Origin of the sequence: Paenibacillus sp. FSL R5-0490 (genome assembly GCF_001956215.1) — a bacterium.
GTDB lineage: Bacteria > Bacillota > Bacilli > Bacillales > Cytobacillaceae > Cytobacillus.
The window spans coordinates 139,918-154,619 of record NZ_MRTQ01000008.1 but is presented as its reverse complement, the minus strand read 5'-3'; the positions used below and the strand labels follow the sequence as shown (position 1 = coordinate 154,619).

Annotated in this window: 13 protein-coding genes; 8 read left to right on the top strand and 5 right to left on the bottom strand. The window is 42.8% G+C overall.

Annotation, left to right across the window (positions count from 1 at the left end):
• Window positions 1–13 precede the first annotated feature (13 nt).
• Entirely contained in the window at window positions 14–415 is a 402-nt protein-coding gene (locus BK139_RS08680) for a hypothetical protein (protein WP_076257950.1), read from the top strand.
• 69 nt (window positions 416–484) lie between these two features.
• Here the strand turns inward: BK139_RS08680 and BK139_RS08675 are convergent, their stop codons facing one another.
• Window positions 485–1,660 carry an ROK family transcriptional regulator gene (locus BK139_RS08675; protein ID WP_076257949.1) on the bottom strand — a complete coding sequence of 392 codons (1,176 nt, stop codon included), beginning with the start codon at window positions 1,658–1,660 and terminating at the stop codon, window positions 485–487.
• A 179-nt stretch (window positions 1,661–1,839) separates the two neighbouring features.
• On the opposite strand from BK139_RS08675, the gene xylA reads away from it, so the two are divergent.
• From xylA to xylE, 4 genes are all read left to right on the top strand, one after another.
• On the top strand, window positions 1,840–3,171 hold the full coding sequence (xylA, locus tag BK139_RS08670; RefSeq protein ID WP_076257948.1) for a xylose isomerase: 1,332 nt from the start codon (window positions 1,840–1,842) through the stop codon (window positions 3,169–3,171).
• A 98-nt stretch (window positions 3,172–3,269) separates the two neighbouring features.
• Window positions 3,270–4,772, top strand: coding sequence for a xylulokinase (gene xylB / locus BK139_RS08665; protein ID WP_076257947.1), 1,503 nt, complete (start codon window positions 3,270–3,272; stop codon window positions 4,770–4,772).
• A 21-nt stretch (window positions 4,773–4,793) separates the two neighbouring features.
• Entirely contained in the window at window positions 4,794–5,828 is a 1,035-nt protein-coding gene (locus tag BK139_RS08660) for an aldose epimerase family protein (protein WP_076257946.1), read from the top strand.
• An 87-nt stretch (window positions 5,829–5,915) separates the two neighbouring features.
• Window positions 5,916–7,316, top strand: coding sequence for a D-xylose transporter XylE (gene xylE, locus BK139_RS08655; protein ID WP_076257945.1), 1,401 nt, complete (start codon window positions 5,916–5,918; stop codon window positions 7,314–7,316).
• A gap of 65 nt (window positions 7,317–7,381) precedes the next feature.
• Here the strand turns inward: xylE and BK139_RS08650 are convergent, their stop codons facing one another.
• The 4 genes from BK139_RS08650 to BK139_RS08635 are packed head-to-tail and all read right to left on the bottom strand — an operon-like array spanning window position 7,382 to window position 10,347.
• Window positions 7,382–7,756: a metal-dependent transcriptional regulator gene (locus BK139_RS08650; protein ID WP_286148306.1), complete on the bottom strand. Its 375-nt coding sequence runs from the start codon at window positions 7,754–7,756 to the stop codon at window positions 7,382–7,384.
• A gap of 22 nt (window positions 7,757–7,778) precedes the next feature.
• Window positions 7,779–8,717, bottom strand: a complete 939-nt coding sequence (locus BK139_RS08645; RefSeq protein ID WP_076257943.1) for a metal ABC transporter substrate-binding protein — start codon at window positions 8,715–8,717, stop codon at window positions 7,779–7,781.
• Window positions 8,718–8,743: 26 nt separating this feature from the next.
• On the bottom strand, window positions 8,744–9,601 hold the full coding sequence (locus tag BK139_RS08640) for a metal ABC transporter permease (protein ID WP_076257942.1): 858 nt from the start codon (window positions 9,599–9,601) through the stop codon (window positions 8,744–8,746).
• Window positions 9,601–10,347, bottom strand: a complete 747-nt coding sequence (locus BK139_RS08635; protein WP_076257941.1) for a metal ABC transporter ATP-binding protein — start codon at window positions 10,345–10,347, stop codon at window positions 9,601–9,603. The genes BK139_RS08640 and BK139_RS08635 overlap by 1 nt, the downstream gene beginning before the upstream one ends.
• A gap of 338 nt (window positions 10,348–10,685) precedes the next feature.
• On the opposite strand from BK139_RS08635, the gene BK139_RS08630 reads away from it, so the two are divergent.
• From BK139_RS08630 to BK139_RS08620, 3 genes are read left to right on the top strand one after another with little or no spacing between them, the layout of a single operon-like run.
• Window positions 10,686–11,264, top strand: a complete 579-nt coding sequence (locus BK139_RS08630; RefSeq protein WP_076257940.1) for a glycerol-3-phosphate acyltransferase — start codon at window positions 10,686–10,688, stop codon at window positions 11,262–11,264.
• Window positions 11,265–11,267: 3 nt separating this feature from the next.
• Window positions 11,268–12,878, top strand: coding sequence for an aminotransferase class V-fold PLP-dependent enzyme (locus BK139_RS08625; RefSeq protein ID WP_076257939.1), 1,611 nt, complete (start codon window positions 11,268–11,270; stop codon window positions 12,876–12,878).
• Window positions 12,865–14,694: an LTA synthase family protein gene (locus tag BK139_RS08620; RefSeq protein ID WP_076257938.1), complete on the top strand. Its 1,830-nt coding sequence runs from the start codon at window positions 12,865–12,867 to the stop codon at window positions 14,692–14,694. The genes BK139_RS08625 and BK139_RS08620 overlap by 14 nt, the downstream gene beginning before the upstream one ends.
• Window positions 14,695–14,702: the final 8 nt, after the last annotated feature.

Here is a 14,702-nt window from a genome sequence, read left to right as displayed (position 1 = left end):
AGGAGGCTTTCAAATGGAACAATACACTGGCTTTTTTATTATATTGCTGCTTATGTTTATCATTGTCGTTTTCAGCAAATATATTGTCTGGTGGGTAAAATGCGTCATTGTGGCTTACTATATAGCCGTTTCTTATTATTTTATTACCGTAAAAAACAGGATTGATAAGGAATATGAAGGGATATCCCCAGTGCCTGATGCGTACTGGGACCAGAATTCAGGATGGGTTGACACCATCGCGAATTACCTGTTTTTGCCTTTTGCTGCCATTTTGATTTTCATCTATTTTAAGTGGTTTAGCAAAATCCATAGCAGAAAGGCTAAAATTCTTATTCTTATTAGTTTGATTCCAGCTTCTTTTCTGTTTATGTTTTTCCTTTTTTTATTTTCGTTTGCTTATGGGTACAGGCCATAAGGAAGGGCCTTACAAAGAAAGAATGTCCCAACAAATCCGGGACATTCTGCTTATTGGCCAATCAGGCAGTTATTTACTCAAATTCCCCCGCAGATCCGAGTTCAGAAAGTTTTCAGTGGCATAAGCAGATGCACCAAGTGCAGTGGAGTAGATCGATAAATCTGCAAATGTAATATTTAAGTTTTGCTGGTTAAATCTTAAGGAACGATTCTCGACAACTTCCATAATCGATTCGTGTAATAAATCTTTGGCAATGGCTAAGCGATTTCCTATGATGATTTGCTCGGGGTTGAATGTATTAATGATATTGTTTATGCCAATGCCGAGGCTCCGGCCAATTTGACGAAACAAATCCTTTACTTCCTCATCTTCTTCCGCCATTACAACTAATGACTCCAGGTTCAATTCATCCCGTTTTAAATGGATATTCATTGCCTGGTTGAGCAATGCCTGTTCAGAAGCATATAATTCCCAGCAGCCTTTGCTGCCGCATCTGCATTCTTTTCCATCGATATCAATCACCATATGGCCCATTTCACCGGAAAATCCTTCAGCTCCCCGGTAAAGGCTGTTTTGCAAAATAAAGCCGACACCTATGCCAATTCCAGCGCTTACATAAATGAGATTTTCAAAGTTTTTCCCGGCTCCAAAACGCTTTTCCCCGTAGGCTCCGGCGTTCGCTTCGTTGTCGATGATAACGGGAAGGTGAAACTCTGTCTCAATTTCTGCTTTTAAATTGATATCTGTCCAGCCCAGGTTAGGTGCCAGCAGGATGTTGCTTCCTTCTTTATTAACGATTCCCGGTACGCCAATCCCGATTCCGATCACACCATAGGGGCTCTCGGGGGTAGTGTACAAGAGGGATTGGATTATATCTTTTATAACAAGAATGGTTTCATCGTACCTCATGCTATTCATATGCTTCAAATGTTCGCTCACAATATTACCGGATAAATCAGTCATGACACCTAAAATATAGTTGACCCCTAAATCAATTCCAATCGCATATCCTGCTTTTTCATTAAAGAGCAGCATCACAGGACGGCGTCCGCCGCTCGATTTGCCTGGACCTGTTTCGGAACAGATTTTTTCTTCTATCAGTTCGTTGACCAAGGAGGAAACTGTCCCTTTAGTCAGCCCCAAATACTGTGCGATATCAGCCCGCGAGATGGGGGATTGGTCGATGATCGTCTGCAGAACACGTGATTTATTTTTCATTTTTACCAGCTGCTGATTCCAAGTCATTATTTTTCTCCTCAAATTCTTTGTCTATTACAATCATATTCCATTTATACCATAATTAAAAATAAAAATAAAACTTAGTTCATTCAATAGACAAACTAAGTTTATGGTGTTAAAATCAACTTGTAAACAAATGAAAGCGATAACACACAGAAAAATCTGTTAAAACTGGAGGAATGAAAATGAACTATTTCAAAAATGTAAGTGGAGTAAAATATGAAGGTCCCGATTCAAATAATCCATTGGCGTTTAAATATTATAATCCTGAAGAAATGATTAACGGCAAAAAAATGGAGGATTTTCTCCGTTTTGCAGTGTCTTACTGGCATACGTTTACTGCGGAAGGCACAGATCCTTTCGGAGAGGGCACGATGATTCGCTCATATGACAGATTTTCCGGAATGGATTTGGCCAAGGCACGTGTAGAAGCATCCTTTGAATTCTATGAAAAACTGAATGTTCCATACTTCTGTTTCCATGATGCGGATATTGCACCTGAAGGAGATTCATTAAGAGAAACGTTTAATAACTTAGATGAGATTACGAGCATGATTAAGGAATACATGAAATCCAGCAAAACAAAGCTATTATGGAATACTGCTAATATGTTTTCACATCCGCGCTGGCTGCACGGTGCGGCGACAGCGCCTAATGCAGATGTATTCGCTTATGCTGCTGCAAAGGTGAAAAAGGGACTTGAAATCGGCAAGGAGCTTGGTGCTGAGAACTATGTTTTCTGGGGCGGCCGTGAAGGGTACGAAACACTGCTGAATACGAACATGAAGCTTGAACAGGACAATCTTGCGCGTTTCTTCCATATGGCAATCGATTATGCAAAGGAAATCGGTTTTGACGCCCAATTTCTAATCGAACCAAAGCCGAAGGAGCCAACCAAACATCAATATGATTTTGATGTGGCAACCAGTTTATCATTCCTGCAATCTTACGGCTTAAAAGATTACTTCAAATTCAATATTGAAGCAAACCACGCGACCCTTGCCGGCCATACATTTGAGCATGAACTGCACACAGCCCGCATAAATGGCATGCTTGGTTCAGTGGATGCTAATCAGGGAGATACCTTGCTCGGATGGGATACGGACGAATTCCCGACAGACATCTATTCCACATCACTCGCCATGGTTGAAATTATTAAAAATGGCGGTCTTGGAACAGGCGGCTTAAACTTTGATGCGAAGGTGCGAAGAGGTTCATTCGATCCTGAAGATCTGTTCTATGCTCATATTGCAGGAATGGACACATTTGCGGTGGGAGCAAAAGTGGCACAGCGTTTAATCGAAGATAAAGTATTAGACAACTTCATTGCTGACAGATACAGCAGCTATACAGAAGGCATCGGCCTTGAAATCGTTGAAGGAAAGACAGACTTCCATAAGCTTGAGAAGCATGCCCTTCAGCTTGATAGAATTGAAAACAAATCCGGAAGACAGGAACAGCTGAAAGCGATCTTAAATAAATACATTCTTGAAGCTTATGCGAGTGTAAAAGCTTAAAAGATTAATAGAAAGACTAAATGTACTGGGAATACGAAAGTGTCCCAGTACATTTTTAAAAAGCAGCATACATTTCATTTTCTAAAGGATGATCAATCATGAAATATGTAATCGGGATTGACCTTGGCACGAGCTCGGTAAAAGTGTTACTAATGAATCAAAAGGGAGAAGTGTGCAGCGAAGTTTCCAGGTCTTATCCGCTCATTCATGAAAAGTCGGGTTATAGTGAACAGGACCCGGCTGAATGGATTGATAAAACAGTCGATGCTCTTAAAGAACTTACAGAACAGTTCGAAGGACATGCGGAAGACATACAGGGAATCAGTTTTTCAGGACAAATGCACGGCCTGGTCCTTCTGGATGAAGAGAATAAGGTTCTGCGCAATGCGATCCTATGGAATGATACCCGCACGACAGAACAATGTAAGCAGATCTATGACTTGGCTGGTGAGAAGCGTTTGCTGGAAATCACCAAGAATCCGGCCCTGGAAGGTTTCACACTGCCTAAATTGCTTTGGGTAAAGCAGCATGAGCCGGATGTATTTGAAAAAGCGGCTGTATTTATGCTCCCTAAAGATTATCTGCGCTTTAAACTGACTGGAAAGATTCATAGTGAATACAGTGATGCTGCGGGCACATTGCTCCTGGATGTTGGCCGGAAAATGTGGAGTGAAGAGATGTGCAAGCTAACCGGGATTGATGTGAATATGTGCCCGCCTTTAGTTGAATCCCATGAATGCGTAGGGACGTTAATACCTGAGATTGCGGACGAGACGGGATTATCTCCTTTCACGAAGGTATTTGCCGGAGGTGCTGACAATGCCTGCGGTGCGATCGGTTCAGGAATTCTGTCAGAAGGCAAAACATTATGCAGCATTGGCACATCAGGGGTCGTTTTATCCTATGAAGAACAAAATGACAAGGATTTTCAGGGAAAGGTGCATTATTTTAATCATGGTGAAGAAAATGCCTACTACACAATGGGAGTAACCCTGGCAGCGGGACATAGTTTGAGCTGGTTTAAAAATACGTTTGCTGAAATGGAATCATTTGACTCCCTGCTGGCTGAAATAAGCGAGGTTCCGATTGGATCGAATGGTCTTTTGTTTACCCCATATCTAGCCGGCGAGCGAACGCCATATGCAGATTCACAAATTAGGGGAAGCTTTATCGGCATGGACTCTTCACATAACCGGAACGACTTTGTCCGATCGGTCATTGAAGGAATTACCTTTTCATTACATGAATCGATTGAAATATTCCGGGAAAGCGGCAAGCTGATCGATACCATCATTTCAATCGGCGGAGGAGCCAAAAGTGATGCCTGGCTGCAAATACAGGCAGATATCTTCAACAGCACCATTGTAAAGCTTTCAAGTGAGCAAGGCCCTGCTGTTGGTGCGGCAATGCTCGCGGCATACGGATGCCAATGGTATGAATCTCTGGAAGCCTGTGCGGATGATTTCATAACATACGAAAAAACGTATGTCCCGATATCTGAAAACGTTAAGAAATATCAGGAGCTTTTCCAATTATATAAAGAGGTTTATGTACAAACCAGGAAACTGAATGAGGGATTGGCCGGTTTCAGGAAAAAGTAAGCTGCCTTGGGGGAGAAGGTCATGAACATAACAGAAAGTATCTATGGCGAGTTGAATGGACACAGTGTTAAATCTTATACAATCAGCAATGATCATGGAATGAGCGTATCGTGTATCGACTACGGGGGAATCATTACCGGGATATCTGTCCCTGATCGTGAAGGGAATATAGAGAATGTGGTCCTGGGTTTTGACACTCTTGAAGAGTATGTAAATCATTCACCATTCTTCGGCGCAATAATCGGAAGGGTGGCCGGAAGGATAGCAGGCTCAAGCTTCACTCTTGATGGATCTGTGTACAGTCTGCCTAAAAATGATGGGGAACACCATCTTCATGGAGGAGCAGGTTTTCACCAGGTGCTTTGGGACTCGTCCGCCGAAAAGGGCTTGAATGAGGCAAATATCAGGTTCTCCTATATAAGTCCGGATGGAGAAGAAGGGTATCCCGGGACACTTGAGGTAACGGTAAACTATACACTGAATAATGATAATGAACTGGCCATAAGTTATGAAGCGATATCTGATAAAAAAACGATCATCAATCTGACAAACCATACTTATTTTAACCTGAGCGGGGATTTAAAGCGGGACATTCTTGAGCACGAGGTGACAATAAAAAGTGATCACTTTCTGAAGCTTGATGAAACATTGATTCCTACCGGGGAATTCATACATGTGGAAAATACCCCGTTTGATTTCAGAGCCGGTAAGAAAATCAAAGAAGGCGTAGGGTCCGGACATCAGCAGAACCTGCTTGCGGGCGGAGGCTATGATCATCCCTTTCTATTAAATACAGGTGGAATGACTGTAGCGGATTCCGGAAGCGGACGAAAACTGGCTGTGAAAACGGACAGGCCGAGTGTTGTTTTATATACAGCGAACATGCTTGGAAACGATTTTAAAATCAGGGGTGTTCAGTCAAAAAGGCATTTGGGGCTGTGTCTCGAAACTCAATGTCCTCCAAATGCTGTTCATCATGAACATTTTCCTTCTATTATCCTGGAGAAAAATGAAGTCTATAAAACAAGTACCAGTTTCAAGTTTCTCGTTGATTAATCATTTCGAATAGAAAGGAGTAAAGATAGATTTGAAAATAGTAAATTGTAAGCGCTATACCATGTTCAAATCTGTCTTTAACAAACTATGAAACAGAATCGGAACTCTCTTTATATTGGTTCACTTACATTGGTTGCTGCGATAGGCGGTTTGCTTTTCGGATATGATACGGCTGTTATTTCAGGAGCTGAAAAGTCACTGGAAATCTATTTGATCGAGAGTCTGGGATTAGGGTCGCTGGCCCATGGGGCGACAACCTCCAGCGCCTTAATTGGCTGTATTATTGGCGGTTTGATATCCGGTTATTTTGCGTCGAAGTTTGGGCGGAAGAATTCGCTTATTGCTGCGGCTTTCCTCTTTTTCTTATCTGCTTTAGGGTCAGCCTTTCCTGAATTTTTATTTTTCACTAAAGGGGAACCGACCATCTCATTATTGCTGACGTTCAATCTTTATCGCATTATAGGCGGAATTGGGGTTGGTCTCGCGTCAGCCATTGTTCCGATGTATATCGGTGAAATTGCACCTGCAGATATCCGCGGACGCCTGGTTTCATTTAATCAGTTTATGATCATTTTCGGTATGCTTGTCGTGTACTTTGTCAACTGGGGCATTGCCAGCGGCCGTCCATTGGAATGGATAAATGATGTCGGCTGGAGGTACATGTTTGCTTCAGAAGCTATTCCGGCCCTTGCCTTTGGTCTGCTGCTGCTCCTGGTTCCGGAGACTCCCCGTTACCTGGCCATTAAAAATCATGATGAAAAGGCTTTAGCAGTCCTTACGAAAATTAATGGGGCAAGCGAGGCAAAAACGATCCTGAGTGAAATTAAAAAATCGGTAACCGCCTCAGCAAATGTTCCGGCAGAAAAGCTGTTTGCATATGGAAAATTAGTGATTGTTATAGGAATCCTGCTGTCTGTATTCCAGCAGTTTGTCGGAATTAATGTGGCGCTCTACTATGCACCGCGTATCTTTGAAAGCATGGGAGCAGCTAAGGATGCCTCGATGCTGCAGACGATTGTGATGGGAGTCATAAATGTCATCTTTACAGTGGTGGCCATTTTAACTGTAGATAAATGGGGGCGCAAGCCATTATTAATCACAGGTTCCATTGGCATGGCAATCGGGATGTTTGGTGTCGCCGGAATGGCCTTTTCCAATATAATCGGCATGGGAACGTTAATTTTTATTATCGTTTACACAGCTTCTTTCATGATGTCGTGGGGGCCGATCTGCTGGGTATTGATCTCGGAAATTTTTCCGAACAAAATCCGCGGACAGGCCGTGGCGGTAGCTGTGGCTGCACAATGGGCCGCAAACTATTTCATTTCATCGACTTATCCGATGATGATGGAATTCAGCGGCGGCATAACATACGGTTTCTATGGAGTGATGAGTGTTCTTTCAGCCGTTTTTGTATGGAAGTTCGTACCTGAAACGAAAGGGAAGACCCTTGAGAACATGGAGTGTATTTGGAAAAAAACTGCATGATTTTTTGAATGGTCATGACAAACCGGATTAAATCAGAAAAAAACGCTTGAATGTTCTTGAACATCTCAAGCGTTTTTCTTATGTTCTTCTAAAAAACCCTTAATTTTAAAAATAACTTCCGATCCCAGATGCATTTCCACTTCTCTGACTTTCTGCCGGATCAGTTTGTCTTCAACCCCAATTATTTGATAGAACTCCATTAAGACCTGATGATCCTGGAATAGCTTTTTGCCCATTTCTGATCCCTGTTTTGTCAGAGTAATGGTTCCGTAGGGCTGAAAGTAAATGTAACCATCTTCTTTAAGCTTTCCGGCCATTTTAGACGCTGCCGAGGCGGTGACCTTCAAACTCTTGGCGATACCGGAAATGGTTGCATGGCCATGTGCTTCCTGTAAGATAAAAATGTCCAGAATATATCTCTTTATACGAATGGGGATCACATGTTTCACCTGCTTGCTGGAATTACTTCGTCAAGCCTTCTTTAATGGTTTTAATATTCCATTCCATCATCGAGATGTACGTATCGCCTTCTTCACCAGGCTTTGCCAGAGAGTCTGTAAACACTTTACCCATAATCGGTACATTGGTTTCATCGGATACGGCTTCCATGCTTCGGGCGTCAATGCTTGTTTCGAGGAATAGTCCTGTAATGCCTTTTTCATTGATAATATCTACAATTCTTGTAATTTGTTCGGGTGTTCCCTGGTTTTCCTGATTGATTTCCCAAATGTATTCACCCTGGAATCCGTAGGCTTCGCTGAAATATTTAAAAGCACCTTCACTTGTTACGAGAACCCGTTCAGATTCCGGGATTTCGTTAAATTGTGTTACAGCTTCATCATGCAGCTTTTGAAGCTTTGCAATATATTCTTCCGCGTTTTTTTCGTAAACCTCTTTATGGTCTGGATCTGCCTTAATCAGCCCATCTCTGGCATTTTCCGCGTATTTGATCCCATTTCGGATGTCCATCCATGCATGGGGATCTTCTTCGCTTTCTTTGCCTTTCGTGGTTAAGTGCATAGCCTCAACGCCTTTGCTCATCAGGAAGACAGGTGCATCTTCACCGTCTTTTCCGGCCGTTTCCATCAGCTTGCTGAACCATGAATTGCCGGCTTCGAGATTTAGGCCGTTGTAAAATACAGCATCTGCATCGGTTGTTTTTTGCACATCCTCAGGAAGCGGGTCATATTCGTGGGGATTAGAGCCGATTGGTGCCAGGCTATGAATCTCAACCAAATCCCCGCCTACATTTTTCACAATGTCATACACAATCGAATAGGTAGTGACAACCTGGATTTTGCCATCATTTTCGGCAGATGTACTCTTACCGCTGCTGCAGGCCGACAAAAATAACAGGGAAAGAAGGGATGAAGCCAGTAAAAGAAAGCCTTTTTTAAACATTTGAAAACCTCCTGACATTTTTTTAATTACACTAATGAAGCTCTCTTTTTCTTTACTTTCAGTGTTTTCCATATCAGCCCATGCTTAGGGGAGAATAAGAAAACGAGAATGAAGATAGCAGTAGATGATATGACAATCGTCGCTCCTGAAGCTAAATTGTAGGTGAAGCTGAAGTAAAGCCCTGTGATGGATGAAATCACCCCTATGCCGGACGCAAGGAAGATCATCATCCATAGCCGTTCAGTTAACAGATAAGCGGCAGCCGCAGGAGTGATCAGCATGGCAACAACCAGGACGATACCAACTGTCTGAAGGGATGCAACAGTGACCATTGTCAATAGTGTCATCAGGAAATAATGAATGAAACGCACGGGCAGTCCGTAAGCTGCGCCCATTGTCGGATCAAATGATGTCACCAATAGCTCTTTGTAAAAGAGGTAAACAGCCCCCAATACAATCAGGCTGATGCCCAATGTGATCCACATATCGGATGATCTTACTGCCAGAACATTTCCGAATAAAATATGATACAGATCTGTACTGCTTTTTAGCATCGTAATAATAATGATTCCTGAAGCAAATGCGGCTGTAAACATAATGCCAATTGAGGTATCATGCTTAATCCGGCTGTTTTGGGAGACGAAACCGATAGCGATGGCTGTGATCACACCGCTGATTACGGCCCCGAAGAAGAAGTTAACACCCAGCATATACGAAATAGCGACACCGGGAAGTACGGCATGTGAAATGGCGTCTCCCATGAGAGCCATTCCTCTCAGAATGATAAAACAGCCGATGACTCCGCAGATAATTCCTACCATCACCGAGGTTAATAGCGCTTTTTGCAGAAAACCATATTGCATAACCGCTTCGATAAAAGCCATTATAATGACACCCCAATCTCATTCATAAAAGCAAATTGCCCCTGATAGGCTTTTGCAATTACTTCCGGTTTAAACACTTCTTCAACAGTCCCGAAGCTGATTAATTCCTTATTCAGCAGAATTAACTGATTGAAATAATCGTTCGCCTTACTTAAGTCGTGGTGTACGACAATCACCGTTTTTCCCTGCCTGCACAGCTCCTTCAAAATGTTCACAATCGTTTCCTCGCTCGATACATCAACACCGACAAACGGCTCATCCAGGAAAAACAGATCCGCTTTCTGGGCAAGGGCTCTCGCCAGAAAGACTCTCTGCTGCTGTCCGCCTGACAATTCACCAATCTGTCTTTTGCTGAATTCCTGCATGCCGACTCGCTGAAGGCATTCCATGGCCCATTCTTTATCCTTCTTTTTTGGACGGCGGAACAATTTTAAATGGGGGTAGGTCCCAATCAGGACGGCATCAAGCACCGTGATGGGGAAGTCCCAGTCTATGTCATTCCGCTGGGGGACATAGGCGATGCTTTTGCGCACTTCATTGATGGGTTTTCCCAGTACTTGAACTGCGCCTTTATCCTTTGGTATGAGATTCAGCATGGCTTTTAGAAAGGTTGATTTGCCTGCACCATTCGGTCCGATAATGCCCACCAGATTGCCGGTATTCACCGATAAGCTGACCCCTGTTACCGCTTCATTTCCAAAATAGGAAACATGCAAATCCTGTATGGAGATAGCTGGATCCTTCATTTTTTTATCCTCCTTCATTTTCCAATTTTAAACATATACAAATTAATTGTTTTTATACAATTTAACGTCGTATGGACAAGTTTTATGCATTTATATAAAAGTTTTGCCTTAATGCAAATTATATGCGAATGCTAAACAATGTCAACACAAAAATTAATTTTTATTGAAAGTTTAATATTGACAATAAAATCGGAGAATTATGATTTAAGGCTCTGGCATTCACATTGTTTAATGGTAAAATTAGGTGAGTATATCCATAATTGATAGTAAATTTGTGATTATATGAAACTTTTTACCCTTTTTGATCGTTTAATTAGTAGAAGGCGGGATAGGTGTTTATGATCGAAGATGTTTGGTACGCTCTGATCGTTATGGCCTTTTCTTACGCATTGGGGTGCATAACAGGGGCTTATTATGTGGTTAAATATTTAGCAAAAGAGGATATAAGGTATATAGGGAGCGGGAATGCAGGAGCTACCAATGCAGGAAGAGCATACGGGAAAACCGGGTTTTTGCTGACTATAGCCGTTGATGCGGGAAAGACATGGGGAGCTTTATATGCAGCTGGACTCCTGTTTGAGGGGGAAGGTGTACTCATTCTGAGCGCTGTTTGCGTGCTGTTGGGCCATCTTTTCCCAATTCAGCTGGGGTTACATGGCGGAAAAGGAGTGGTTGTGTATCTGGCTTCTGCCTTGTATCTGGAGCCTCTAACGATCGCATTCATGGCCATCACAATGGGAATCATGTTCGCAGCTCTTCGGAAGTATACATTATCGGGTTTTATCTCGATGGCTTCTATTCCCATAACAGCCTGGGTGATTGGTGATTCATTCATTATTGCGGCAGGACTGCTGCTGATGCTTATCATTGTCGTAATTTCCCATACAAATTTCATCATGCCTAAGCATAGGAGGTAAAATATGAATATTATCTGCAAAATCGCAGCCGAACCTGGTGAATTCGAACAAATCCATCAGCTGAACTATCAAACATTTGTGGAAGAAATTCCACAGCATAAGCAAAATGAAAATCAGTATTTAATCGATAAATTTCATAAAGAGAATACATATGTGATTGCCAAGGCTGGTGAGGAAGTGGCAGGAATGATCGCCATTCGCGCGACAAGGCCATTTTCGCTTGATTATAAGCTTCCTAATCTCGAAGAATACTTGCCTGTGAAAGGTGAATATTGCGAGGTGCGCCTGCTGTCAGTCAAAAAAGAATACCGCAGCACCCGTGTTTTTTATCAGCTTTGTGAAAGGCTTGTGGAGTTTTGCCTTGAACAAAATTATACGATGGCGCTGATCTCTGGGACGGTCAGGCAGCTGAAATTGTATAAGCGGATTGGCTTTTTGCCTTTTGGTCCTCTGACAGGAGAGGAGGGCGCCCAATTTCAGCCCATGTACTTAACAAAAGAGAATTTCGAACGTTCCACAAAAGCCTTTAAACGCTTAATGGCCAGAAGCTCAGAGGAGTCCGGGCAGCACTCGCTTTTGCCGGGCCCAGTCCCTATTCATGAGAACGTGAAAAACGCTTTTGCTAAAGAAGCCGTATCACATCGTAATCGTGACTTTATCAAGGGCTTGGTGGAGCTGCGTTCTCAATTATGCAGGATGACAGGTGCCGCTTTTGCTGAAGTTATTGTCGGGACAGGAACCCTTTCCAACGACCTTGTGGCTGCCCAGCTGAAAAACATGGAGGGGAATGGACTGATCCTGGCCAATGGTGAATTTGGCTATCGTTTAATTGATCATGCCAGAAGGTTTCAGTTATCTTTTCAAACGATTGAAAAAGAGTGGAATGAACCGATCCTGCATGAGGAAATTGCATATATGCTGACAGAAAATCCTTCTATAAAATGGGTCTGGACTGTCCATTGTGAAACCTCAACCGGGTATTTGTTCGATATCAGCGAAATTCAGGAGCTATGTGCGAAGTATGGTGCCGAGCTTTGCGTGGATGCATGCAGTACTGCCGGAATTGTTCCGCTTAATCTTAAAAATATTCTTTTGGCATCCTCCGTCAGCGGAAAAGGATTTGGCTCGTACCCGGGACTTGCGATTGTATTCCATAGAGATAGAATAAAAGGGAACAGCAGTGTTCCCAGATACCTGGATTTAAAGATGTATGAGGACAATGAAAGCATTCCATATACCCATTCTTCCAATCTGGTCTACGCATTAAAAGAGAGTATAAAGCTGATAGATTATGAGAAGATAAACAGATTGTCTCTAAAAGTAAGGGAAAGGCTTGCAGACAAGGGTTTTTCCGTTCTCGGCGGGAACGATTATTCGCCAGGCATCCTTACTGTCCATTTGCCGGAGGGCATTTCCAGCAGGGAATTTGGCGACATATGCAAACAGAAAGGAACTCTACTAAGCTATGAAAGCGGGTACCTGCTTGAAAGAAATTGGGTTCAGGTGGCTCTGATGGGGGCGCAGGAAGAAGAGAAGGTCATGGCTTCTATTGAAATGATGGCAGGTATTTTCGAAAAACACTATGAAAAGCGGTATGATTATGAAGTTATTTAAAAAGCTTCCTCCCATTTGGGCTGCCGTTATCTTAATCTGGATCAAGACGGCTGCTGTATCTTTTATCGGATTCAATTTGCAACCGGAGAACTGGACTGATGTTTTATTTATTCTGTTAAGCCCGATTGGGGCCATAATGGTCATTCTTGGAGTTCCTTATTATTTTAAGCTAAAGGTCAAACCGGGAGCTATTTTTGCAGCGATGGCAGTTCTGACCGGCATTCTTTTTGGAGACCTTCTTTATTATCGCTTTTATACAGATTTTGTAACCGTTCCGATCCTTTTTCAGTTTAAAAATGTCGGAGGGATAGGACCGAGTACTTTTGAATTGATCAGCCCGTGGGATCTTCTGTTATTGGCTGACCTGGCTGTTTTTTGGCTTTTCTATTTAAAAAGGGAATCAGCAGGTGAGCAGGTTACATATAAATCAAAAAGGCTTTATAGCGCTGTCAGTCTGATGTTTGTGTTAATAACCATCACTCTTGGCTTGGTGAAAGTGCCTCATTTATTTTCGGAATCCTATAATCGCCAGCAGCTTGTTAAGCATATCGGCTTGTATCAATATCATCTTTATGATATCGGCATCGCTGCAGCCCACCCGCTCAACCGCGCTTTTGCCAGTGCAACGGATGCTGAGGCTTCTGCTGAGTATGTGCAATCCCATGAAGAGAAGCTATCGGATTACTTTGGTGCCGCAAAAGGAATGAATGTCGTTCTGATCAGCATGGAGTCCACACAGAATTTTGTGATCAACCAGAAGGTGAACGGGCAGGAAATAACGCCTTTCCTTAATTCACTGATTGAAGACAGCTTTTATTTCAGCCGGGTCTATGATCAGACAGCACAGGGCAAAACATCGGACTCGGAATTCATGGTTGATACGGGCCTTTATCCGTTGTCGAGCGGCTCGGCATTTGTCCGGAAAACGGAAAACGCTTATCGGAGCCTGCCGCATATATTAGCTGAAAAGGATTATTACGCAGCCGTTTTCCACGGCAATGACGCTTCGTTCTGGAATCGGGAAGCTATGTATGATTCTTTAGGGTATGATCGGTATTTTTCAAAAGCTGATTATGTGGTGACGGATGAGAACTCTGTGAATTACGGGATTAAGGATATCCCGTTTTTTCAGCAATCCATTCAGCATCTGGATAACCTGCAAAAGCCTTTCTACGCAAGGTTTATCACATTAACCAACCATTTCCCGTTTTTGCTGGAAGAGGAAGATCAGTTTATCACTGAGGCAAGCACGAGTGAAATGGTGGTCAATCGCTATGTCACAACCGTCAGATACCAGGATGAAGCCATTAAAAACTTCTTCCAGGACTTAAAAAAGAAGGGACTCTATGAAAATACGATGTTCGTATTGTATGGCGATCATTATGGCATCTCTGACAAATATGAGCATGGTGTACTTGAACTGCTGGGGCAGGAAGATACGATTGTGAACCGCATGCAGCTGCAGAGTGTGCCGCTGATTATTCACGTTCCGGGTGTGGAGGGCAAAACGTTCTCGAACCTTGGCGGGGAAATTGATATCAGGCCAACCATTCTTCATTTGCTCGGCATAAGTGCTGATGATAATTTCAGCTTCGGGCAGAACCTGTTTACAAGGGATTCCGATCATCCGGTTACCTTCCGGGATGGAAGTTTCATAGCGAAAGACTATTTGTACAAATCCGGTAAATGCTTCGATAGTAAATCGGAAGAAGAAGCGGATATTACAGGCTGTGAACCTTTTATGGATATCTCCAGGAAAGAGCTCGGCTTTTCTGATGATATTGTGCATGGGGATTTAATGAGGTTTATGGAGTAAATTTTTGG